Origin of the sequence: Pseudomonas sp. JQ170C, from assembly GCF_035581345.1 — a bacterium.
Classification (GTDB): Bacteria; Pseudomonadota; Gammaproteobacteria; order Pseudomonadales; family Pseudomonadaceae; genus Aquipseudomonas.
This window is the reverse complement of sequence record NZ_CP141608.1, coordinates 83186-105161: the sequence shown is the minus strand read 5'-3', so window position 1 is coordinate 105161 and position 21976 is coordinate 83186. Positions and strand designations below refer to the sequence as shown.

20 protein-coding genes are annotated in these 21976 nt (G+C 62.1%); 13 read left to right on the top strand and 7 right to left on the bottom strand.

Going from position 1 to position 21976, the window contains the following annotated elements; translation table 11 throughout:
- Positions 1–5 precede the first annotated feature (5 nt).
- Both U9R80_RS00515 and U9R80_RS00510 read left to right on the top strand, forming a co-directional pair.
- Positions 6–326, top strand: coding sequence for a DUF2388 domain-containing protein (locus U9R80_RS00515; RefSeq protein WP_301839147.1), 321 nt, complete (start codon positions 6–8; stop codon positions 324–326).
- A complete protein-coding gene (locus U9R80_RS00510; RefSeq protein ID WP_301839146.1) occupies positions 323–2281 on the top strand; it encodes a DUF7844 domain-containing protein in 1959 nt (652 codons plus the stop codon). Before U9R80_RS00515 ends, U9R80_RS00510 begins: the two co-directional genes overlap by 4 nt.
- A gap of 3 nt (positions 2282–2284) precedes the next feature.
- On the opposite strand, the gene U9R80_RS00505 is transcribed toward U9R80_RS00510, so the two are convergent.
- Positions 2285–2686 carry a GFA family protein gene (locus tag U9R80_RS00505; protein WP_301839144.1) on the bottom strand — a complete coding sequence of 134 codons (402 nt, stop codon included), beginning with the start codon at positions 2684–2686 and terminating at the stop codon, positions 2285–2287.
- Positions 2687–2990: 304 nt separating this feature from the next.
- Here U9R80_RS00505 and U9R80_RS00500 point away from each other — a divergent pair, with 304 nt between their 5' ends.
- From U9R80_RS00500 to U9R80_RS00460, 9 genes are all read left to right on the top strand, one after another.
- Positions 2991–4298 (top strand): CitMHS family transporter, encoded by a 1308-nt coding sequence (locus tag U9R80_RS00500; RefSeq protein WP_301839142.1) that lies wholly within the window; start codon positions 2991–2993, stop codon positions 4296–4298.
- A gap of 73 nt (positions 4299–4371) precedes the next feature.
- On the top strand, positions 4372–5145 hold the full coding sequence (locus tag U9R80_RS00495; RefSeq protein WP_028942669.1) for a TerC family protein: 774 nt from the start codon (positions 4372–4374) through the stop codon (positions 5143–5145).
- 217 nt (positions 5146–5362) lie between these two features.
- Positions 5363–7021, top strand: a complete 1659-nt coding sequence (locus U9R80_RS00490) for a Na/Pi cotransporter family protein (RefSeq protein ID WP_301839141.1) — start codon at positions 5363–5365, stop codon at positions 7019–7021.
- A gap of 37 nt (positions 7022–7058) precedes the next feature.
- Complete coding sequence (locus U9R80_RS00485) at positions 7059–8438, top strand: M16 family metallopeptidase (RefSeq protein ID WP_301839139.1); 1380 nt, start codon at positions 7059–7061, stop codon at positions 8436–8438.
- A 122-nt stretch (positions 8439–8560) separates the two neighbouring features.
- Positions 8561–9583, top strand: coding sequence for a DUF5924 family protein (locus U9R80_RS00480; protein ID WP_301839138.1), 1023 nt, complete (start codon positions 8561–8563; stop codon positions 9581–9583).
- 51 nt (positions 9584–9634) lie between these two features.
- Positions 9635–10768 (top strand): ABC transporter permease, encoded by a 1134-nt coding sequence (locus tag U9R80_RS00475; protein ID WP_442964928.1) that lies wholly within the window; start codon positions 9635–9637, stop codon positions 10766–10768.
- Between the two features lie 29 nt (positions 10769–10797).
- A complete protein-coding gene (locus U9R80_RS00470; RefSeq protein WP_442964993.1) occupies positions 10798–11568 on the top strand; it encodes an ABC transporter ATP-binding protein in 771 nt (256 codons plus the stop codon).
- Between the two features lies 1 nt (position 11569).
- Positions 11570–12508, top strand: a complete 939-nt coding sequence (locus U9R80_RS00465; protein ID WP_301839135.1) for an MlaD family protein — start codon at positions 11570–11572, stop codon at positions 12506–12508.
- Positions 12505–13140, top strand: coding sequence for an ABC-type transport auxiliary lipoprotein family protein (locus U9R80_RS00460; protein WP_301839134.1), 636 nt, complete (start codon positions 12505–12507; stop codon positions 13138–13140). Before U9R80_RS00465 ends, U9R80_RS00460 begins: the two co-directional genes overlap by 4 nt.
- Here U9R80_RS00460 and U9R80_RS00455 read toward each other — a convergent pair.
- From U9R80_RS00455 to U9R80_RS00430, 6 genes are all read right to left on the bottom strand, one after another.
- The gene (locus tag U9R80_RS00455) at positions 13122–14351 is read right to left on the bottom strand and encodes a nucleoside recognition domain-containing protein (protein ID WP_301839133.1); all 1230 of its coding nucleotides are present in this window, start codon (positions 14349–14351) and stop codon (positions 13122–13124) included. The genes U9R80_RS00460 and U9R80_RS00455 overlap by 19 nt on opposite strands.
- Before the next feature lie 241 nt (positions 14352–14592).
- Positions 14593–15924 carry a glutamate/aspartate:proton symporter GltP gene (gene gltP / locus U9R80_RS00450; RefSeq protein WP_028942660.1) on the bottom strand — a complete coding sequence of 444 codons (1332 nt, stop codon included), beginning with the start codon at positions 15922–15924 and terminating at the stop codon, positions 14593–14595.
- 750 nt (positions 15925–16674) lie between these two features.
- A complete protein-coding gene (locus U9R80_RS00445; RefSeq protein WP_301839131.1) occupies positions 16675–17145 on the bottom strand; it encodes an inhibitor of vertebrate lysozyme family protein in 471 nt (156 codons plus the stop codon).
- Between the two features lie 2 nt (positions 17146–17147).
- A complete protein-coding gene (locus tag U9R80_RS00440) occupies positions 17148–17312 on the bottom strand; it encodes a DUF1328 domain-containing protein (RefSeq protein WP_009401691.1) in 165 nt (54 codons plus the stop codon).
- Positions 17313–17351: 39 nt separating this feature from the next.
- A complete protein-coding gene (locus U9R80_RS00435; protein WP_301839126.1) occupies positions 17352–17624 on the bottom strand; it encodes a hypothetical protein in 273 nt (90 codons plus the stop codon).
- Positions 17625–17796: 172 nt separating this feature from the next.
- The gene (locus tag U9R80_RS00430; RefSeq protein ID WP_301839124.1) at positions 17797–18633 is read right to left on the bottom strand and encodes a BON domain-containing protein; all 837 of its coding nucleotides are present in this window, start codon (positions 18631–18633) and stop codon (positions 17797–17799) included.
- Positions 18634–18842: 209 nt separating this feature from the next.
- On the opposite strand from U9R80_RS00430, the gene algB reads away from it, so the two are divergent.
- On the top strand, positions 18843–20189 hold the full coding sequence (algB, locus tag U9R80_RS00425) for a sigma-54-dependent response regulator transcription factor AlgB (protein ID WP_301839122.1): 1347 nt from the start codon (positions 18843–18845) through the stop codon (positions 20187–20189).
- A complete protein-coding gene (locus U9R80_RS00420; protein ID WP_301839120.1) occupies positions 20186–21973 on the top strand; it encodes a KinB sensor domain-containing domain in 1788 nt (595 codons plus the stop codon). The genes algB and U9R80_RS00420 overlap by 4 nt, the downstream gene beginning before the upstream one ends.
- The last annotated feature ends 3 nt before the right edge of the window (positions 21974–21976 follow it).

Below are 21976 nucleotides of genomic sequence, written 5' to 3'. Positions count from 1 at the left end.
GCTCCATGCGTAAACCGCTGATTGCCGCCACCCTTGGCCTTCTGTTGCTGGCCGATATCGCCCAGGCGCAAACCCTGGTGGCCACCAGCAACATCATCGTGCGCGCTTTCGGTCGTTCGATCGACTTCACATCCGACACCACCACCTCGATCCGCGACTCCAAAGTCGTGCGCGAAGCCCGTGACGATGCGGCCAGCTACGTCGCCAGCAACGGTGACATCCGTGGTGCCCAGCTCGAAGCCGCCTTCGACACCCTGCGCCAGCGTGTGCCTGAAGCACGCCAGGCCAGCGACCAGGACCTGGCCGAAGCCATTCTCGCCCTGTGAAAAACCTGCGCGCCTGGCTGCTGGGCGGCCTGCTGACACTGCTGGGCATGCCTGCACTGGCGGACTTGCAGCTGCAGCTCAACACCGACGGCCTGACGCCTGCCCAGCAACAGGCCAGCCAGGCGCTGCTTGATGAAGCCATGCAGGCGCTGCCGCCCAGCTTCAAGGTGCGCCTGGATCGACGCATCCAGGTCAGCTGGAGCGGGAAGATGCCGGCGGATGCCTACGGCCAGGCATCGCTGGTCTCGACCCTCGAACTGAACCAAAAACTGCTGCCAAGCCTGACCGACGGCAGCGCTGCCAGCCAAAAGACCGGGCGCCCCCACGGCACGGTTCGCAACGAGCTGCTGGCCACCGTCCTGCACGAACTGACCCACATCTACGACCGCGCACGCCTCTGGCAAGGTGCTGACCGGCGTCTGATCACCCAGTGCACGCGCCATATGAGCAGCCAGGGCAAGGTTGGCCTGCCCGAGCAATGCCGCGGACAAACCGACCGACGCTTCACGCTCAGCGATGATCCGCGCCTGCTCGACCTGGCTGGCTGGCAGCAATATGTAGGCAGGCGAGGGGAGCGCGAGCAGCATAACCGCCAGGTCGCGCGCAGCCCGGACAGCTACGAGCTGAGCAGCCCAAAGGAATTCATTGCGGTCAACATGGAGTACTTCCTCCTTGACCCAAGCTTCGCCTGCCGTCGGCCCGCCCTGCAGACTTACCTCAAGGCCCACTTCGACTGGGCACCGGATCAGCCGGCGTGCACACAGGCACTGCCATTCCTCAATGCCGGCAACGACTTCGCCAAGGCACCGCTGGGTGAAATCGATCCCGAACGTGTCTACGCCGTGGATTACCTGCTGGCCGAGGCCAATCAGAACTGGGTCAGCCGCTGGGGCCATAGCATGCTGCGCCTGGTGATCTGCGCACCGGGGCGTCCGCGCGGGCCTGACTGCCGCCTCGACCTGGACCAGCACCTGGTGCTCTCATACCGGGCTTTCGTCAATGATCTGCAGCTATCGAGCTGGGACGGCCTGACCGGCGCCTACCCCTCGCGCCTGTTCGTTCTACCGCTGGCCCAGGTCATTGATGAGTACACCAAGACCGAGCTGCGCAGCCTGGCGTCGATCCCGCTCAAGCTTGATCGCACCGAGCTTGAAAGCCTGGTTCGCCAGGCAGCGGAGATGCATTGGAGCTACGACGGCAACTATTACTTCCTGTCCAACAACTGCGCGGTGGAAACCCTCAAGCTGCTGCGCAGCGGCACCGCCAACCCGCGCCTGACCGACCTGGACAGCATCATGCCCAATGGCTTGCTGGAAGTGCTGCAAGGCCGCGGCCTGGCCGATGTCAGTGTCCTCGATGACCCACGGGAGGCGCTGCGCCTGGGCTACCGCTTCGACTCCTACCGCGACCGCTACCAGGCCATGTTCCTGGTCCTCAAGCAGCAATTGCCGATTCCCCAGGACAGCGTCGAATCGTGGCTGGAGCAATCGGCCCAGCAGCGCCAGCAGTGGTTCACGCAGGCCGACCTGCGCACCAGCGCGGCCTTGCTCCTGCTGGAGCAGGCCAGCCTGCGCCGGCAACTGCTGCTGGCCCAGGACGAGGTCAAGCAGCGTTACCTGACCGGGAGGGCGGAGAACGATGCGAGCGTCGCCAAGGCCAACGGCACCCTGCAGCAGATTCTGGCCAACAGCGGCTTTCTCAGTCGTCCGGCCGAGCTGCTTGGCAGCAAGGGCTATGGGTTACCGCAGGAAAGTGAGCGGGCGCTGTTGATCAGCGAGTCCAGCCAGCGACAACAGCAGCTGCAATCCCTCAGTGCCGACCTGGACAAGGAAGTGCGGGCGCTATTGGGCCCGGCACGCGCCGCCGAAATCGCCGCCGTAGAGGCCAACATCAAGCAGGTGGGCGAGCACCTGCGCGCCCTGCACAAGGCGGCGGGTGGCCTGCAGCTCCCCTGAACCCTAAAGGGTTTCGTGCGGCTCCCCTGGCAGGTGTTCATCCAGGTGCAGCCAGGGCAGGCGGCTTTCCGTCCAGATATGCCGCTTGGGCTGGGCCAGCTCCGGGTTGTCCAGGGTGCTGACGGTGATGTCGATGGTTTCCGGGCTCAAGTCGGTGGTCAACGCCACATGAGCCCCGCAGCGGCTGCAGAAGTACCTCACACAGCTGGGTGAGGAGTCGTAGCGCTGGGGCGTACCACTGAGCCATTGAAAGTCGGTGCACGGGCGGGTCAGCCAAGTGATCAGCAAACCGCCGCTGACCTGTCGGCAAACCGAACAATGGCAATGGGCAACGTCGCTCAATGGCCCTTTGATCTGATAACGCAGGGCGCCGCAATGGCAGCCACCTTGGTACGTTTCGGTCATCGCATCCTCCTCCCGGCCATTGGCCGATAGCAAACAATGCACCTCTCGTCGCCATTGGGCCAGCGAAAGCTGGCTGAAAGCTTGTGGATTTAGGATGAATCCCACTTCCGGCACAGACCGGTCAGTCAGAGCGTCTGAATTTTCCACAGTCGCCTGGCCCAATTAACAACAACAATGGTGATTCTGATGTCCGCTTTCAACCGCCTCCCTGCTGCAACCCCTCCGCTATTCCATGCGCCGCGCCTCGCGCGCTGATCCGCCCGACCCGTTTCTTTAATCGACGCGATACGCCTGGAGTACTCCCATGCTGACCTTCCTCGGCTTTGCCATGGTCATCACCTTCATGTACCTGATCATGACCAAGCGCCTGTCGGCCTTGATTGCCCTGATCCTGGTACCGATCCTGTTCGCCCTGTTCGGTGGCTTCTCGGGCGATATCGGCCCAATGATGCTGCAAGGCATCACCAAGCTGGCCCCGACCGGGGTCATGTTGATGTTCGCCATTCTGTATTTCGGCCTGATGATCGACTCCGGCCTGTTCGATCCTGCGGTGCGCAAGATCCTCAAGATGGTCAAGGGTGACCCGCTGAAAGTCTCGGTGGGTACCGCCGTGCTGGCCCTGGTCGTGTCGTTGGACGGCGACGGCGCTACCACCTACATGATCTGCGTGGCAGCCATGCTGCCGCTGTACAGCCGCCTGGGCATGAGCCCACGCATCATGGCCGGCCTGATCATTCTCGCCGGCGGGGTGATGAACATGACCCCCTGGGGTGGCCCGACCGCACGCGCCGCCAGCGCCCTGCATGTCGATCCTTCGGACATCTTCGTCCCGATGATCCCGGCCATGCTCGCCGGTGTGGTGGCGATCCTTGCCATTGCCTACATGTACGGCAAGCGTGAGCGTGCCCGTCTGGGTGAGCTGCACCTGCCGGGCGACGAAATCGACCACAGCGAAATCAGCGTGTCGCAGTTCCCCGACGCCCGCCGGCCGAAAATGATCTGGTTCAACGGCGCCCTGACCGCTGCCTTGATGGTTGCCCTGGTTGCAGGCCTGTTGCCACTGCCGGTGCTGTTCATGGTCGCCTTCAGTATCGCCATGATCGTCAACTACCCGTGCCTGCAAATGCAGAAAGACCGCGTTGCGGCACACTCCGGCAGCGTGCTGGCCGTGGTCGGCCTGATTTTCGCCGCGGGTATCTTCACCGGCATTCTGTCCGGTACCGGCATGGTCGAGGCGATGTCCAAGAGCTTGCTGGCCGTGATTCCGGAAGCCCTGGGCCCGTACCTGGCGGTAATCACTGCCATCGTCAGCATGCCGTTCACCTTCTTCATGTCCAACGACGCCTTCTACTACGGTGTCCTGCCGGTACTTTCCGAGGCCGCCAGCCACTACGGTATCTCGCCGGTAGAGATGGCCCGCGCGTCGATCGTCGGCCAGCCCGTGCACCTGCTCAGCCCGCTGGTACCCTCTACCTACCTGCTGGTAGCCCTGGCCGGCATCGACTTCGGCGACCACCAACGCTTCACCCTGAAGTGGGCAGTGCTGGTCTGCCTGTGCATAATGTTCGCCGCGCTGCTCATGGGAATTTTCCCAGTGTTCAGTAGCCTATAAGTCAACAGATTCATCCAATCGCAGTGGCGCTCCTTGCCCGGGCGCCCTGCAAATACCGCACGAAGGAATACACATGGAATGGCTGACCAGCCCAGAGATCTGGGTTGCCTTTTTTACACTGACGGCCCTTGAGATCGTTCTCGGCATCGACAACATCATCATGATCTCGATCCTGGTCAGCCGCATGCCCAAGCACATGCAGCAGCGCACCCGGATCTTCGGCCTGGCCCTGGCCATGGTTACCCGTATCCTCCTGCTGCTGTCGATCACCTGGGTCATGCGCCTGACGGCCGACTTGTTCGTAGTGTTCGACCAGGGTATTTCCGGCCGCGACCTGATCCTGTTCTTCGGTGGCCTGTTCCTGCTGTGGAAAAGCTCCCAGGAGATCTACCACGGCCTGGAAGGCGAGGACGAAACCCACGAAGAGCCGACCGGCAAAGGCGGCAAGTTCCTCTACACCATCATCCAGATCGCCATCATCGACATCGTGTTCTCCCTGGACTCGGTGATCACTGCGGTCGGCATGGTCTCTCACGTCCCGGTGATGATCGCTGCGATTGTCGTGGCCGTGCTGGTGATGATGCTCTGCGCCGGCGCCATCAGTAACTTCATCGACAAGCACCCGTCGCTGAAGATGCTGGCCCTGTCGTTCCTGATCGTGGTCGGTACCGTACTGATCGCCGAAGCGTTTGAAGTGCATGTACCGAAAGGCTACGTCTACTTCGCCATGGCCTTCTCCCTGGCCGTCGAAGCCATCAACATCAAGATGCGCACTGCGATGGCCCGCAAGAAGAACCAGGAGCAGGGCGAGCCCGTGAAACTTCGCAAGGACATTCCGGGTCAGTAACCCTGAGCGTCAATAGAAAGGGCCCTTCGGGGCCCTTTTTTCATGCGCCTTCATGACGGTTTTGTTTCAAAGGCTCTGCCGGCTATGCGATGCTGGCGCCCCGGCCGCTAGCCGACTACAGCTTAAGTGAGCACTGGGAAAAACCGCCTGCGATCAGGCCAGGCTCACGGCACCATCCATTTGCCCCGCTGGGGCGCTTCAACAGGGGGCCTATTCAATGCTGACCCTGCTCAATCTGCTTTCCGCCGTGGCGTTGCTGATCTGGGGCACCCATATCGTGCGTACCGGCATCCTGCGGGTGTATGGATCGAACCTGCGGCGGGTGTTGAGCCAGAACATGTCCAAGCGACCGCTGGCATTCGTCGCCGGCATCCTGGTGACCGCCATGGTGCAAAGCAGCAACGCCACGGCGATGCTGGTGACCTCCTTCGTGGGCCAGGGTTTGATGACCCTGACCCCGGCGCTGGCGATCATGCTCGGTGCCGACGTCGGTACCGCCCTGATGGCACGGGTACTGACTTTCGACCTGTCCTGGCTGTCGCCCTTGCTGATCTTCCTCGGGGTGATTTTCTTCCTCTCGCGCAAGCAGACCCGCGCCGGGCAACTGGGCCGCGTCGGTATCGGCCTGGGCCTGATCATCCTGGCGTTGCAGTTGATTGTCGAAGCCGCAGCCCCTATTACCCAGGCCCAGGGCGTGAAGGTGCTGTTCGCCTCGCTGACCGGCGACATTCTGCTCGACGCCCTGGTCGGCGCCCTGTTTGCCCTGATTTCCTATTCCAGCCTGGCCGCCGTGCTGCTGACCGCGACCCTGGCAGGCGCCGAGCTGATCAGCCTGCCGGTGGCCATTGGCCTGGTCATTGGCGCCAACATTGGCAGCGGCCTGCTGGCCTTTCTCTCCACCAGCATGCAGAACGCTGCCGGACGCCAGGTGGCCCTGGGCAGCTTGCTGTACAAACTGATCGGCCTGATTCTCATCATCCCGGTGCTCGACCCACTGGTGAAGTGGATGGACAGCCTGACCTTCAGCGCCCAGGAGCTGGTGATCGGCTTCCACCTGCTCTACAACAGCCTGCGCTGCCTGATCATGCTGCCGACCGTCACCCCGATGGCCCGGCTGTGCAGTTGGCTGCTGCCGGAGCGCGCCGAAACCAATGGCCGCGCCCGCCCACGCCACCTGGACCCCGCCGCCCTCGGCACACCGAGCCTGGCCCTGGCCAACGCGGTGCGCGAAACCCTGCGCGTGGGCGACTTGATCGACAACATGCTCGAAGCCATGCAAGGCGTCCTGCGTGGTACTCAGACTGCGATGACCCAGCAGGTACGCAGCCTGGGTGAGGATGTCGAGGCCCTGAACAATGCGATCAAGCTGTACCTGGCACAAATGCCCCGCGAAGACCTCAGCGGCCAGGACAGCAAGCGCTGGGCGGAAATCATCGAGCTTGCGATCAACCTCAAGCTGGCCAGCGACCTGATAGAGCGCATGCTGCGCAAGGTGCAGGAGCAGAAGACCTCGCAACGCCGTGAGTTTTCCGACGTTGGCCTGGAAGAACTGGCCGGGCTTCACGGCCAACTGATTGCCAACCTGCGCCTGGGCCTGTCGGTGTTCCTGAGCGCCGACCCGGAAAGTGCCCGGCAGCTGCTGCGGGAAAAGCGCCGCTTCCGAGCCCAGGAGCGGCGCCTGGCCCACGCCCATGTCAGCCGATTGCAACGTAGAGTGGTGCAAAGTATCGAGACCAGTGCCTTGCACCTGGAACTGATTGCCGATATGAAACGATTGAACTCCTTGTTCTGCAGCAGTGCCTATGTGGTATTGGGTGGCTCCGATACCGGCGGTCTGCTGCTCGACAGCGTGCCGGATGATGCCCATTCACCTTGACCTGCGCCCCTCCAGAATGCCCGCTAGGAAGCTCGCCATGCGTTGCCTGATGTTCCTGTGCCTGTTATTGGGCGCCATACCCTGCTTTGCTTTCGACCGCTCGCAGGTCGAAGGTTATCTGTTGCCCAACGGGCTGCAGGTGCTGCTCAAATCAGGCTATGAACGCAACCATGTGTCAATTCGCCTGGTGGTCGGCGTCGGCTTCGACGACTTCCCGTGCGAGCAGCAGGAGCTGCCGCATCTTCTCGAACACTTGTTGTTCAGCGGCATCGACGAAGGCGGCGAAGGCGGTCTTGAGAAGCGCATGCAAGCGCTGGGCGGCGAATGGAATGCCTATACCAGCAGTGCCGACACCACGTTTGTGATCGAAGCCCCCGCCCGCAACCAGCGAAAGGTGCTGGACCTGTTGCTGGCGGTGATCAAGGACACCGAGATCGATGAAGACGATCTGGCGCTGTCAAAGCGGATTGTCGAGCGCGAGGACGGCGGACATTACACCCACCTGCAACGCTGGCTCGACCGCCAGGACATCGGCCACCGCTCCAGCGATCAGTTGGCGGTGGAGTTGGGGCTCAAATGCGCCGAACGTTCGGCGATCGACGAGATGACACTCAAGCAGGTGAATGACCTGCGCCAGCACTGGTATGCCGCCAACAACATGAGCCTGATCGTGGTCGGCGGCCTTGACCGGCTGCTGCCGGCCTACCTGGAACGCTCCTACGGCGAACTCACGCCCGCCGAACCGGGTGAGCGCCGGGCGCTGGACGGTGTCACGCAAAAAGCCGAATTCCGCCGCGAGCTGGACCGGGGCTGGCTGGGCGACAGTGCAAAGTTGCATTGGCTGTTCCTGGAGCCGGTACTGGACAACGACCACGGGCAAACCTTCGATCTGCTGCAGCGCTACCTGGACTGGGCGCTGTATGAAGAGCTTCGTCTCAAGCACGGCGTGTCGTACGGGCCTTACACCCAACGGGAGACCTTTGGCGACACCGGGATGATGAGCCTCAATGCCGACGTGGACCGTGCCGACCTCAAGGAAGCCGAACAGGCCCTGGGCGACATGCTCGACCGCCTGCGCAAGCACGGCCTGGACCCGACCACCTTCGCCCGGATCAAACAGGCGGCGATCGACCGCGAAGCCTGGACCACTCAAGGCAACTCGGCCCTGGCGGACTACTACTGGGGTGCGCTGAACGATTATCTCGACGGCCGCTTCGCTGATCCGGCGCGAACCCTGCGCCGGGTGAGCCTGGAGGATGCCAACCTGGCCTTGAAGCAACTGCTGGCCAAGCCTGGGTATGTGCGTATCGAGCGACCCCTGTTCAGCTACAACGAGCTGACCGGGCTCATCGCGTTGGGGCTGGGGCTGATCCTGGCGGGCATCCTGCTGTGGATAAGACACCGCAGGCACCGGTAAGGGTGGGGTTGCCTGGCGATGGCAGGAAAGAATCAGAATGCCATCGCGGGGCAAGCCCGCTCCTACAGGGAATGGGTTAAAATCCTGTAAGCATTTATTACCTCACCCTGCGAACCCCTCTAATGCCTCAGTATCTCCAGCGCTTGATCGAGCTGATCAAGCGCTATCCCGGCGTAATCGCCCTCGGCGGTTTCATCTCGGGTATTGCCAGTTTCATGCTGGTCGACCGCCAGGAAGGTCTGGCGAGCTGGATCGCCATCGTCATGCTGATCAGTTGGATCTGGCTGATGATGGAAAACACCTTCACCAAACTGTTCGCCAAGGTCTTCAAGCGCGAGATTCCCCAGCCGCTGTTGCGCTACGCCACGCAGATGATCCACCAGGAAAGTCTGTTCTTTGTCTTGCCGTTCTTTTTTGTCACCACCACCTGGAACAGTGGCCAGCTGGTGTTTACCGGCCTGTTGGGCGCTGCCGGGCTGATTTCGATCATCGACCCGCTGTATTACAGATGGCTGGCCCCGCGGCGCTGGCTGTTCCTCGCGCTGCATACCCTGACGTTGTTCGCCGCGCTGCTCACCGCGCTGCCGATCATCCTGCACCTGACCACCTCGCAGAGCTTCAAGCTGGCCTTGGGTATTGCCATGCTGCTTTCGTTCCCGAGCCTTGCCAGCAGCTTTCCGATCAGCCATTGGCGACGCGGTGTGATGCTGGTGGTCATGACCCTGGCGGTCGGCGCCAGCGGCTGGATGCTGCGATCCTGGGTGCCGCCGGCAACCCTGTGGATGACCGAAGTGGCGGTCAGTACCCAGGTCGAGAACCGCACCCCCGGCAAGAGCCTCGACGAAATCAAGGCCAGCCAGATTCGCAGCAGCGGCCTCTACGCCTTTACCGCCATCAACGCACCCCGCGGGCTGAACGAGCGGATCTACCATGTGTGGCAGTTCGACGGCAAAGAGGTCGACCGCATCGCCCTGGATATTCATGGCGGGCGCAAGGAAGGCTACCGGGCCTGGACCCACAAGCAGAACTTCCCCGGCAATCCGGTGGGCCGCTGGCAGGTGAGGGTGCTGACCGAAGATGGCCAGGTCATCGGCGTGCTGCGCTTTCGTGTGATTGACGATGGTCAAGCAACCGCCAGCCAGTAACGCTATGCTCTGTGGCGGCGCATTACCGCGCCGCCAGACAGCATGGAGCTTATGATCAACTCGCCTGGCGCAACCCTGGACACCACAAGCACACCGTCACGCCTGCAGATCGTCGGTGACTGGACCCTGGCCCACTACGCCGAGCTCAAGCAGCACAGCGATAGCTTGAAAGGGCAGTACGACCAGCAAACCGAAGTCGATCTCAGTCAGTTGGGCAAGCTCGATACCGCCGGCGCCGCCTTGCTGGTTGAACTGCTGGGGCCCGAACGACTGTCCCACCTGACCGAATCAGCACAATTGCCCGACGCCAGCCGCGCCCTGCTGCAGACGGTCTACTGCTCGGTTCAGAACTTCTGCATCCCGGAAAAGCAACCCGAGCAATCGGTACTGATCCAGCTGCTCAGCCGCATTGGCTGCTCGGTCGACACCCTCTGGAAGGACACCCTGCAGATCCTGGGCTTTGTCGGCCTGATCCTGCAGACCATTTTCGTTCGCCTCTTCCAGCCCCGGCGCTGGCGCGTCACGGCGGTGGTCGCCCATATCGAACAGACCGGCCTGGACGCCGCGCCCATCGTCGCCTTGCTGACTTTCCTGGTCGGCGCCGTGGTGGCCTTCCTGGGTGCCACGGTACTGGCCGGGTTCGGCGCCAGTATCTTCACCGTCGACCTGGTCGCATTCTCCTTCTTGCGTGAATTCGGCGTTTTGCTGACCGCCATCCTCATGGCCGGCCGCACCGCCAGTGCCTTTACCGCGCAGATCGGCTCGATGAAAGCCAACGAAGAGATCGACGCCATCCGCACCCTGGGCCTGGACCCGGTAGAGCTGCTGGTGGTCCCGCGCGTCCTGGCGCTGCTGATCGCACTGCCTCTGCTGACCTTCCTGGCAATGATCTGCGGGATCATCGGCGGGGCCGTGGTCTGCGCGCTGTCGCTGGATATCTCGCCCGCCATGTTCCTGTCGCTGCTGCAAAGCGATATCGGCGTGCAGCACTTTCTGGTCGGCCTGGCCAAGGCACCGTTCTTTGCCTTCCTGATCGCCGCCATTGGCTGCCTGGAAGGCTTCAAGGTCAGCGGCAGTGCCGAGTCGGTGGGCGCTCACACCACCTCCAGCGTGGTGCAGTCGATTTTCGTGGTGATCGTCCTGGATGCGATCGCCGCACTGTTCTTCATGGAGATGGGCTGGTGAGTCAGACAACCCCCAACAGCCGCGAGGCGGTGATCGAGGCCCGGGGCATCTGCAACCGCTTCGGCACCCAGAGCGTGCACGAGCAACTGGATCTGGACCTGTACCGGGGCGAAATCCTGGCCGTGGTGGGCGGGTCGGGCAGTGGCAAGTCGGTGCTGCTGCGCAGCATCGTCGGGTTGCGGCGACCCAACGAAGGGCAGGTGAAGGTATTTGGCCAAGACCTCACGGGCCTGAATGACGAGCAGCGCTCGAAGGTCGAACGCCGCTTTGGCGTGCTGTTCCAGAAGGGCGCGCTGTTCTCTTCATTGACCGTCACCGAGAACGTCGCCTTGCCGCTGATCGAGCACGCGGGCTTGTCCCGCCCCGATGCCGAGCACCTGGCCGGGGTCAAGCTGGCGTTGGCCGGCCTGCCGATTTCCGCCGCCGACAAATACCCCTCGTCGCTCTCCGGCGGCATGATCAAGCGCGCTGCGTTGGCCCGGGCCCTGGCCCTTGATCCCGACATTCTGTTTCTCGATGAACCCACCGCCGGCCTGGACCCTATCGGTGCCGCCGCATTTGACCAGTTGATCCTGACCCTGCGCGATGCCCTGGGCCTGAGCGTGTTCCTGATCACCCACGACCTGGACACCCTCTACACCATCACCGACCGGGTGGCGGTGCTGTCGCAGAAGAAAGTGCTGGTGGCAGGTCCCATCGCCCAGGTCGAAGACACCGACGACACCTGGATTCACGAATATTTTCACGGCCCACGTGGCCGCGCGGCGTATCAGGCCGCCACAGTGGCAAAGGAGCTCTGAGATGGAAACCCGCGCACATCACGTGCTGATCGGCCTGGTCACAGTCATTGTGGTCACCGGCGCCATGCTGTTCGGCCTGTGGCTGACCAAGTCCAGCGTCGACAGCACCTTCAAGGATTACGAAGTGGTGTTCAACGAAGCGGTGTCCGGGCTGTCCCGCGGCAGCTCGGTGCAGTACAGCGGTATCAAGGTGGGCGACGTTACCAGCCTGCGGCTCGATCCCAATGACCCGCGCCGGGTACTGGCGCAAGTGCGCCTGAGCGCCGACACCCCGGTGAAAGAGGATACCCGGGCCAAACTGACCCTGACCGGCATCACCGGTACCTCCTTCATCCAGCTCAGCGGCGGCACACCGCAAAGCCCGGAACTCAAGGGCAAGGATGGCAAGCTGCCGGTGATCTATGCCTCGCCGTCTCCCATTGCCCGCCTGCTCGATGACGGCAGCGACCTGCTGACCAACATCAACATGCTGGTGCACAACGCCAACGCCCTGTTCTCCGAAGACAACGCCACCAGCCTGGGCAAGACCCTGGCCAACCTGGAGCAGACCACTGCAGCCTTCAGCGAGCAGCGCGGTGATATCCGTACGGCAATCCAGCAACTGGCCCAGGTCGGCAACCAGGCCAGCTCCATGCTCCAGCAAACCAGCGAGCTGATGCGCAACGCCAATGGCCTGCTCAACAGCCAGGGCAAGCAAGCCTTCGGCAGCGCGGAACTGGCCATGCAGAACCTGGCCCAGAGCACAGCCACCATCAACAGCCTGCTCAACGACAACCGCGACGCCCTGGATGGCGGCGCCCAAGGGCTGAACCAGCTGGCCCCGGCCATTCGCGAGCTGCGCGAAACGCTCAATTCGCTGAAGGCGATCTCCCAACGCCTGGAAGCCAACCCCAGCGGCTACCTGCTCGGCCGTGACACAAACAAGGAGTTCACGCCATGAGTCGTACCTGCCGCTTCCTGGCCCTGGCTGCAGCGCTGAGCCTGGGCAGTGCCTGCTCGATCCTGCCAGAGGCCGAACCTGCCGACGTCTATCGCCTGCCGTCGGCCCAAGCCAACCGGCCGGCAACACAGGGCACGCTGGCCAACTGGTCACTGCGGCTGAACAAGCCCCTGGCCAGTGATGTGCTCAACAGCCCGAAAATTGCCGTGGTGCCGGAAGGCAACCTGATCAGCACCTATAAAGGCGCACGCTGGAGCGACCCGGCGCCGTTGCTGCTGCGCAACCGCATGCTCGATGCCTTCCAGCGTGATGGCCGGGTGCCGCGGCTCAGTGCCGATGACAGCAACTTGCAGGCCGACTATGAGCTGGCAGGGGAGCTGCAGGCCTTTCAGAGCGAATACAGCGCCAATGGTCTACAGGTGCTGATTCGCTACGACGCGCGGCTGGTTGAAGGACGCACCCAGCGTATTCTCGCCAGCCGGCGCTTTGAAGTGCATCAGCCCGTCAGCGACAAGCAGGTACCGGCAGTGGTCAACGGCTTCGGCGCCGCCACTGACCAGTTGATGATGCAATTGGTGGCCTGGACCCTGGCCCAGGCCAACCAGGTGCAGGTTCAGGCAAAGAACCAGTAGCAGACGAAGATGGCCGCGACCACCCCGGCAAGCTCGGCCAGCAAGGCGCAACCGACTGCATGGCGGGCGCGCTGGATGCCGACGGCGCCGAAGTACACCGCCAGCACATAGAACGTGGTTTCGGTACTGCCCTGGATGGTCGCCGCCACCAGGGCAGGGAAACTGTCGACGCCGTGGGTCTGCATGGTCTCGATCAGCATGGCCCGCGCCGCGCTACCCGAGAACGGCTTGACCAGGGCGGTGGGCAGCCCCTCGACGAAGCGCGTATCCATCCCCAGCCACTCCACCACATGACGGATCCCGTCCAGGCTCAGCTCCAGGGCCCCTGAGGCGCGCAGCACCCCGACCGCGCAGAGCATGGCAACCAGATACGGCAGCAGGCTCTTGGCGACGTCAAAGCCCTCCTTGGCGCCCTCCACGAAGGTTTCGTACACCTTCACACGCTTGAAGGCGCCAATCACCAGGAACAGCATGATCAGGCCGAACAGGGTCAGGTTGCCCAGGATCGACGACAGCCCGGCCAGCGCGGTGGCCGACAAGGTGCCGAGAAACGCCATGAAACCGCCCAGCAGCAGCGCACCGGGAATCAGGTAAGCCAGCACCACCGGGTCCCACAGACGCAGGCGCTGCATGACGGCTACCGACAGCAGGCCGACCAGGGTGGAGGCACTGGTCGCCAGCAGAATGGGCAGGAAAACCAGGGTAGGGTCCGGGGCGCCTTGCTGGGCGCGGTACATGAAGATGGTGACCGGCAGCAGGGTCAGGGACGAGGCGTTGAGCACCAGGAACAGGATTTGCGCATTGCTGGCGGTGGTGGAGCTGGGGTTGAGCTCCTGCAGCGCACGCATGGCCTTCAGGCCAATAGGCGTAGCGGCGTTATCCAGGCCCAGGCCGTTGGCCGCGAAGTTCAGGGTGATCAGGCCCAGGGCCGGGTGACCGGGCGGCACTTCGGGCATCAGCCTGGCGAACAGGGGCCCCAGGACCTTGGCCAGCCAGTCAACGATACCGGCCTGCTCGGCGATCTTCAGAAAGCCCAGCCAGAGCGTCAGCGTACCGAACAACAGCACCATGACCTCGACCGATAGCTTGGCCATGGCAAAAATGCTCTCGACCATTGCGGCAAAAATTCCGGCGTTGCCGCCTACCAGCCATTGCGCCAGCGCGGAGATGGCCGCGACCACGAAAAAACCAAGCCAAAGGCCGTTGAGCATCCGATGTTCCCCCCACAAAGTTGCGGCAAATGATGCCACAGCTACACCCCGGCGAGCGCGGTGTCCTTAAGGTGTCGTAACCGCTGCCGCCAGGCTGCGATCGCCTGCATGGCAGGCGCCATTGAGTAGTACGACCGCTTCGCGGCCGATCGCAGCCTGGCGGCAGCGGCTACAAAAGCCGTCTCGCACAATGCAAAAAGCCCCGACCAGGTCGGGGCTTTTTGTTTAGCCAGACTGCACCTTAGTGGTTGGCAGTCTTGCCGGCAGGTGCAGCTTCTTTGCTGCGCCAGTGCGGCAGGGAGTTCCAGTAGCGCTGACCCTTGGCGTCGTCGTACATGCCTTCCCAGCGAGCGATGACCAATACAGCCAGGGCGTTGCCGATCACGTTCAGGGCGGTACGTGCCATGTCCATCACACGGTCTACACCGGCGATGAAGGCCAGGCCTTCCAGCGGGATACCGACGCTGCCCAGCGTGGCCAGCAGCACCACGAAGGACACACCCGGAACACCGGCGATACCCTTGGAGGTAACCATCAGGGTCAGTACCAGCAGCAGTTGCTGGCTCAGCGACAGGTCAATGCCGTACAGCTGGGCGATGAAGATCGCCGCGATGCTCTGGTACAGGGTCGAGCCGTCCAGGTTGAACGAGTAGCCGGTCGGAACCACGAAGCTGCAGATGGCTTTCGGCGCACCGTAGGCTTCCATCTTCTCGATCACGCGCGGCAGTACGGTCTCGGAACTGGCGGTGGAGTAGGCCAGCACCAGCTCATCCTTGAAGATGCGCATCAGCTTGATCACCGAGAAGCCGAACAGGCGAGCGATCAGGCCCAGCACCATGAAGGCGAAGAAGGCGATGGCGAAGTACACCAGCAGCACCAGCTTGGCCAGCGGCAGCAGCGAGGCGAAGCCGAAGTTGGCAACGGTCACGGCGATCAGCGCGAATACACCGATTGGCGCGTAGTTCATGATCATGTGAGTGACCTTGAACATGGCTTCGGAGACGCCCTGGAAGGTTTTCACCAGCGGGTCGCGAATGTCGGCCTGCAGGCTCGACAGACCAAGGCCGAACAGCACCGAGAAGAAGATGATCGGCAACATTTCACCGCGCATCAGCGCTGCGAAGATGTTCGACGGGATCAGGTTGAGGATGGTCTCGATGAACGCATGTTCATGCTGAACCTCGGCCGCCGTGGCCTGGTACTTGGAGATATCCACGGTACCCAGGGTGCTCATGTCGATGCCGGCGCCCGGGTGGAACAGGTTGGCCAGAACCAGGCCGACCACGATCGCGATGGTGGTGACCACCTCGAAGTAAATGATGGTCTTGAGGCCAATGCTGCCCAGTTTTTTCGCGTCGCCTACCCCGGCGATACCCACGATCAGCGACGAAATCACGATCGGGATGACGATCATCTTGATCAGGCGAATGAAGATGTCACCGGCAGGTTGCAGGACGTTGCTGATCCACCATGCCTTTTCTGCACTGAAATGATTCAGTAAAGCGCCGATGGCAATCCCCAGTACCAGACCGATGAGGATCTGCCAGGCGAGGCTTAGCTTTGCCTTCTTCATGTCGTTACCTTTTCTTGAAGTGGACACGGGCACCAGGCTGATAACCGCGACCCAGAGCTGTTTCCAGCATCAAATGGTCGGTGGTGGCTATCGGCAGGCGACTCCGTAGAAGGTCACCGCGAGCGAGCGTTTGAACGCTCAGGCCAGCGAAAAAAGGCGCAACTATTCCCACGCTGGGAGTCTCCGTCTAATGCCGTAAACGACTACCCTATGCCGAATCGGCATGACCTTTCTGCTCTAAAACGAGCGTCCCAAGGGGTTGCGAACGGGGCGTTCGGAATTCCGACGATGGCCAAAGCGCCATATTCCGGCCGATTTGGACGTATCCACCTGAATGCAAAAGGCCATTGTTCGACAATCCGAATGCGTGAAAAGGCTCAGGCGTGAAGGTTGAAACAGGACGAAAAAATATAGATATACGGTCGAGCGAAAATATGCGTCGACGTACTTTGTAGGAAAACGGAAGTAAACCTGGAAGGAATCTCGACAGTTCGTCAAAGCGCTACGGAAGCTCGGTCAGGCATGTCCCCTGAAGCGGGTCGCCCAACCTGAAACTTCCGTTGCTGCTTCACCTGACCCGGCCCTCATCGGGGGCACTCCCTGTACCCCTAGGCCCCTCCGATCCTGTAACAATCAGAGCAGCCCGGCCCCTTGGTCATGCGCCAGCCTTCCTCAGGCGGGCGCATCATAGAAACTGGAAACGGCGAAAGGTTCAGCTTCTATATATGTACGTGAATAGCCCGGCGGCATTCAGTACCAGTTCGGATCACGTTTGAGCTGCTCCATCAGCAACTTCTGCATGCCTGGGTCCGGCTTGCCCAACCAGCGGTAATCGGCATGGCGGGTAGGCGACTTGTCGCCCGGCAAGCCCTCGGGCACTTCGACCAGCATCCCGTAGGCGTCATCCTTGTCCCAGCTGAAGGCTACGACCAGACGCTTGTTCAGGCATTTCTGCTCGGTCTCGCAGAGCGGGCCGACCAGGTACTTGTCGCCGTCTTCCTCCACGGCCGACATCTGTTGTTCGGAAACCCCGCTGAGGTTGAGCACCCACTCGGGCAGGCGCTCCTCTTTTTCGACAGCCTCTTGCCAGGTTTCCCGGTATTCGGGGTCCGAGGCCAACAGTTGGTTGACCCGGACCTGGCCGTCATTGGCCGCCATTGCCGCTGTACTGCCGCCCATGAGCAGGGCGGTAGCCAGGGCTCTGTATAGCGTCCCTTTCATGTTCAACCTCTACCGCGACGACCGAAGAAGAAAGAAGCCACGAACAGCACCAGGAAGACAATGAAGAGGATCTTCGCGATACCGGTAGCGGCGCCGGCGATACCACCGAAGCCCAGCACGGCAGCGACAATGGCGATAATCAGGAAGGTGATAGCCCAGCTCAACATGGTGATTCTCCTTACCGTTTTAGAAAGAGTTCCTCTGGCTCAGAACACCCAGCGTTCACGAGGGGTTCTGGTCTCGACCGTGGCGGCGTTGGCTGCGGCGGGCGCTGCTTGCGTCAGCACGGCGGAGGCGGGGGTCGGCGCTTTAACCATCAGGGCGGCGCGGGCTGGGATGGCCCGGGCATCCTGGGCAACTTGCCAGTTGTGATAGAGCTGACCGGCAATCAGGGTCAGCAGCAGGGCCAGGCTGAAAAACAGCCCCTGGCGCAGCTGAAGTGGCGATATCTGCACTAGGGTGGCGGGATGGCGGTTCATGCCGTGCTCCTCCTGCTGCATTTGTTGTTGACTTGCAGTAGTCATTGCAGAGCGCATGCCATTCTTTCTTTATTAAAAATCTCTTTATTTATCAGCTAGTTATAAAACAAGGCGATCAACTGTAGGACGTATCCTGCACGATGGCCCCGGTCGCCTCGTGCGTTTTGCATGATCAGCCCTGCACCTTGGTCGCCACTTTGAGCATGTCTGCGTCCACGCCCCTGACACCGCGAATCTGTCGCGCAACTTCGACCGCGATGGTTTTCTGTTCATCGCTGACCACCTCACCCGACAGCCTCACCACGCCCTCCTGGGTAGCGACCTTGATGTTCGGGCCATCGAGGTTGCGGCTGTACATGAAGCTGGTCTGGACCTTGTTGTTGATCCAGGCGTCGCTCAGTTGCGGATCGCTCCTGACCTCCTGCTGTGCTTCTCGCAGCTTGGCCATGTCGGCGGCGCTCAGGCTGATCAAGTTGTTCACCAGGAAGACCCCTTCGGTCGAACCTGCCAGCACGCCAGCCAACTCCTTGGCCTCGGCACTGTTGACCTGGCCACGCAGCGTTACCACACCTTCACGGCTTTGCACTTCTATAGCTGACGCCTGGGTACGGGTACTCCACAGCAAGCGGGCGCGGATGATCGACGCCAGGGTCGCGTCCTCCAGGCGCTGGGCATAGGCGCGGCGCTCCAGCGGCTGTTCGACCAGGTCGGCATTGATTTGCAGGTCGTTCTGCACCTTGTCGATACCTCGGGTCGCCAGCGCCACTTGCTCGGCCAGTTGCCGTTCGACCTCGTTCTCGACCTGGCCTTGCAGACGTGCCGTTCCCCCTTGCACCTCGACTTCGATCTTGAACGGATTGAGCAGCCGGTTAAGCGCCAGGGCGGTTTGCAATGCGCCTTCCAGTCGCGCCTCCTGCCGCGCGGTGGGTTGTGGATCGGCGGCAGACGCAGCGACCGGCAACAATAGAAGCACGGTAGCGGCGACTACCAAGGGATGCGGAACGGGCATGGGATAACCTCCGATAGGCCAGAGAGTCATTGGACCGCATCCATCGCGCCAAGGTCCTACTGCACATACAACCGCCCTTTATTCAGCCGGTTAGATATGTACCAGGCGAAGGACTACCATGCAGGAGCAGGAAAGAATCAGAACGAATCATGCAACTTGCCCGATTTTTCTGACACTAACCAAGATCAATCTCAAAGGAGCGCAGGAAAATGGAATCAGCCCAGGAACATCAAGGCCGCATTCTGTTGGTCGATGATGAGACTGCCATCCTGCGTACCTTCCGCTACTGCCTGGAGGATGAAGGCTACAGCGTGGCCACCGCCAACAGCGCCGCCCAGGCCGAAACCCTGCTGCAGCGCCAGGTCTTCGACCTGTGCTTTCTCGACCTTCGCCTGGGCGAGGACAACGGCCTGGATGTGCTGGCGCAGATGCGCATTCAGGCCCCCTGGATGCGCGTGGTGATCGTCACCGCCCACTCGGCGGTCGACACTGCCGTCGATGCCATCCAGGCCGGCGCTGCCGACTACCTGGTGAAACCGTGCAGCCCCGACCAATTGCGCCTGGCCACGGCCAAGCAGCTTGAAGTGCGCCAGTTGTCTGCGCGCCTGGAAGCACTGGAAGACGAGGTGCGAAAACCCAAGGACGGCCTGGATTCCCACAGCCCGGCCATGATGGTGGTGCTGGAAACCGCCCGCCAGGTGGCCAGTACCGATGCCAACATCCTGATTCTCGGTGAATCCGGCACCGGCAAAGGCGAGCTGGCCAGGGCCATTCATGGCTGGAGCAAACGCGCCCGCAAGGCGTGCGTGACCATCAACTGCCCCTCGTTGACCGCCGAGCTCATGGAAAGCGAGCTCTTTGGCCATAGCCGTGGCGCCTTTACCGGGGCCAGCGAAAGCACCTTGGGCCGGGTCAACCAGGCCGATGGTGGTACTTTGTTCCTGGACGAAATCGGCGATTTCCCACTACCGCTTCAGCCCAAGCTGCTGCGCTTTATCCAGGACAAGGAATACGAGCGGGTCGGCGACCCGGTGACCCGCCGCGCCGATGTGCGCATCCTGGCGGCGACCAATCTCAACCTGGAAGACATGGTTCGCGACGGGCGCTTTCGCGAAGACCTGCTCTATCGCCTCAACGTCATCACCCTGCACCTGCCCCCCTTGCGCGAACGCAGTGAAGACATCCTGGCCCTGGCCGATCGTTTCCTCGCCCGCTTCGTCAAAGAGTACTCACGCCCGGCCCGTGGTTTCAGCGATGAAGCCCGTGCAGCGCTGCTCAACTACCGCTGGCCGGGCAACATTCGCGAGTTGCGCAACGTGGTCGAGCGGGCCAGCATCATCTGTGCCCAGGAGCGGGTAGAGGTCAGCCACCTGGGCATGGCCGAGCAACCGGCCAGCAATGCGCCACGTATCGGTGCCGCGCTGAGCCTGGATGAGCTGGAGCGGGCACACATCGGGGCGGTGCTGGCGACCAGCGATACCCTCGACCAGGCCGCCAAGACCCTCGGCATCGACGCCTCGACCCTGTACCGCAAGCGCAAGCAGTACAACTTATGAAATGGACGATGAAGCTGCGCACGCGGCTTTTTCTCAGCATTTCGGCTCTGATCACCGTGGCCCTGTTCGGCTTGCTGCTGGGCCTGGTCAGCGTGCTGCAGATGTCCAGCACACAACAGGCATCGATCCGCGAGAACGCCGTTACCCTCGACCTTGGCTTGAAACTGCGGCAGAACCTCGGTGAACAACTGACGTTGATGCTTGATGACTCCGCCAATGCCAAGGCGCTGGAGGACCTGCAAACGCAGTTCCAGCAATTGCTCGACGAGGGCACCAGCCATGAGACAGATAACGCGGCCAATGAAGGGTTTGCCCAGGCCAATCAGCATTACCAGCAGTACCTCCAGGCCTTTCGCACCAGCAGCGCACCGGCGCGCAGCCTCGGCGCCGACCATCCGCTGGGCCAGGCTTTCAATACCCTGCGTGCTGACCTGGTCAACGCCCACAAGCATGCCTTGGAGCACATCAATCAAAGCCAGCAGCAGGCCCATGACCGCGCCTTGCTGATTTCCAGCCTGCTCGGCCTGGTGGGCCTGGCCGTGCTGATCCTTGGATTTGTGACCGCCCACGGCATCGCCCGGCGCTTTGGTCACCCCATCGAGGCGCTGGCAAAAGCTGCCGACCAGATCGGCCAGGGCGACTTTGATGTAACCCTGCCCGTGGTCCAGGCCCTGGAAATGAACCAGCTGACCCGTCGCTTCGGCTTGATGGCCGAAGCCCTGCGCAAACATCAGGCAACCAATGTCGATGAACTGCTCGCTGGCCAGCAGCGCCTGCGAGCGGTACTCGACAGCATTGATGACGGCCTGCTGATCATCGACCGCCAGGGACACCTGGAGCACATCAACCCTGTAGCCCAACGCCAGTTGGGCTGGGATGACAGCCGCCTGGGCAGTGGCCTGGGTGAAGCGCTGAAGCGCCCGGAGCTGGACGAGCAACTGCGCCTGGTGTTGCGTGGCGCAAGCCTGGACCGCCCGCCGGAAGACCTGGACCTGGAAATAGATGAAGAGCCGCGCTTGCTGGCTTACAGCCTGACGCCCATGTGCCATCCCGGGGGGCAGATTCTTGGTGCCGTCATGGTCCTCCACGATGTCACCGAACAGCGCACCTTCGAGCGGGTGCGCAGTGAGTTTGTGCTACGCGCCTCCCATGAACTGCGCACACCGGTCACGGGGATGCACATGGCCTTCGGGCTGTTGCGCGAACGCCTGAAATTCCCACCGCAATCAAGAGAGACCGACCTGTTCGACACCATCGGTGAAGAAATGCAGCGTCTGACCCAGTTGATCAACGACCTGCTCAACTTCTCGCGCTACCAGAGCGGCCAACAGAAGCTGGAGCTGACCCCCTGCGCCGTCGACGACTTGCTGGCCCGTGCATGCGAGCGCTTTGCAGGACCGGCCGCCGACAAGCAGATCGAGCTGAAGATCGAGCTGGATACGCCCCTGCCACGCATCCAGGCCGACCCCTTGCAGCTCGACCGCGTGATGGACAATCTGCTGGACAACGCCGTGCGCCATACACCCACGGCCGGCCACATTCGCCTGCACGCCAGGCGCCATGACGAGCGGGTGATCATCAGCATTGAGGACAACGGCGAGGGGATTGCTTACGGGCAACAAGGACGGATCTTCGAGCCCTTCGTCCAGGTCGGACGCAAGAAAGGCGGGGCAGGCCTTGGCCTGGCACTGTGCAAGGAAATCGTCCAACTGCATGGCGGACGCATGGGTGTGTATTCGCGCCCGGGGCAAGGCACCCAGTTCTACATGGCCTTGCCGGTCTGAAGG

Excerpts from the sequence above, each read along its gene's own strand:
- U9R80_RS00515 (WP_301839147.1), top strand. The coding sequence starts at position 6 with ATGCGTAAACCGCTGATTGCCGCCACCCTTGGCCTTCTGTTGCTGGCC.
- U9R80_RS00505 (WP_301839144.1), bottom strand. The coding sequence starts at position 2,686 with ATGACCGAAACGTACCAAGGTGGCTGCCATTGCGGCGCCCTGCGTTAT.
- U9R80_RS00500 (WP_301839142.1), top strand. The coding sequence starts at position 2,991 with ATGCTGACCTTCCTCGGCTTTGCCATGGTCATCACCTTCATGTACCTG.
- U9R80_RS00495 (WP_028942669.1), top strand. The coding sequence starts at position 4,372 with ATGGAATGGCTGACCAGCCCAGAGATCTGGGTTGCCTTTTTTACACTG.
- U9R80_RS00490 (WP_301839141.1), top strand. The coding sequence starts at position 5,363 with ATGCTGACCCTGCTCAATCTGCTTTCCGCCGTGGCGTTGCTGATCTGG.
- U9R80_RS00485 (WP_301839139.1), top strand. The coding sequence starts at position 7,059 with ATGCGTTGCCTGATGTTCCTGTGCCTGTTATTGGGCGCCATACCCTGC.
- U9R80_RS00480 (WP_301839138.1), top strand. The coding sequence starts at position 8,561 with ATGCCTCAGTATCTCCAGCGCTTGATCGAGCTGATCAAGCGCTATCCC.
- U9R80_RS00475 (WP_442964928.1), top strand. The coding sequence starts at position 9,635 with ATGATCAACTCGCCTGGCGCAACCCTGGACACCACAAGCACACCGTCA.
- U9R80_RS00465 (WP_301839135.1), top strand. The coding sequence starts at position 11,570 with ATGGAAACCCGCGCACATCACGTGCTGATCGGCCTGGTCACAGTCATT.
- U9R80_RS00460 (WP_301839134.1), top strand. The coding sequence starts at position 12,505 with ATGAGTCGTACCTGCCGCTTCCTGGCCCTGGCTGCAGCGCTGAGCCTG.
- U9R80_RS00455 (WP_301839133.1), bottom strand. The coding sequence starts at position 14,351 with ATGCTCAACGGCCTTTGGCTTGGTTTTTTCGTGGTCGCGGCCATCTCC.
- gltP (WP_028942660.1), bottom strand. The coding sequence starts at position 15,924 with ATGAAGAAGGCAAAGCTAAGCCTCGCCTGGCAGATCCTCATCGGTCTG.
- U9R80_RS00445 (WP_301839131.1), bottom strand. The coding sequence starts at position 17,145 with ATGAAAGGGACGCTATACAGAGCCCTGGCTACCGCCCTGCTCATGGGC.
- U9R80_RS00440 (WP_009401691.1), bottom strand. The coding sequence starts at position 17,312 with ATGTTGAGCTGGGCTATCACCTTCCTGATTATCGCCATTGTCGCTGCC.
- U9R80_RS00435 (WP_301839126.1), bottom strand. The coding sequence starts at position 17,624 with ATGAACCGCCATCCCGCCACCCTAGTGCAGATATCGCCACTTCAGCTG.
- U9R80_RS00430 (WP_301839124.1), bottom strand. The coding sequence starts at position 18,633 with ATGCCCGTTCCGCATCCCTTGGTAGTCGCCGCTACCGTGCTTCTATTG.
- algB (WP_301839122.1), top strand. The coding sequence starts at position 18,843 with ATGGAATCAGCCCAGGAACATCAAGGCCGCATTCTGTTGGTCGATGAT.
- U9R80_RS00420 (WP_301839120.1), top strand. The coding sequence starts at position 20,186 with ATGAAATGGACGATGAAGCTGCGCACGCGGCTTTTTCTCAGCATTTCG.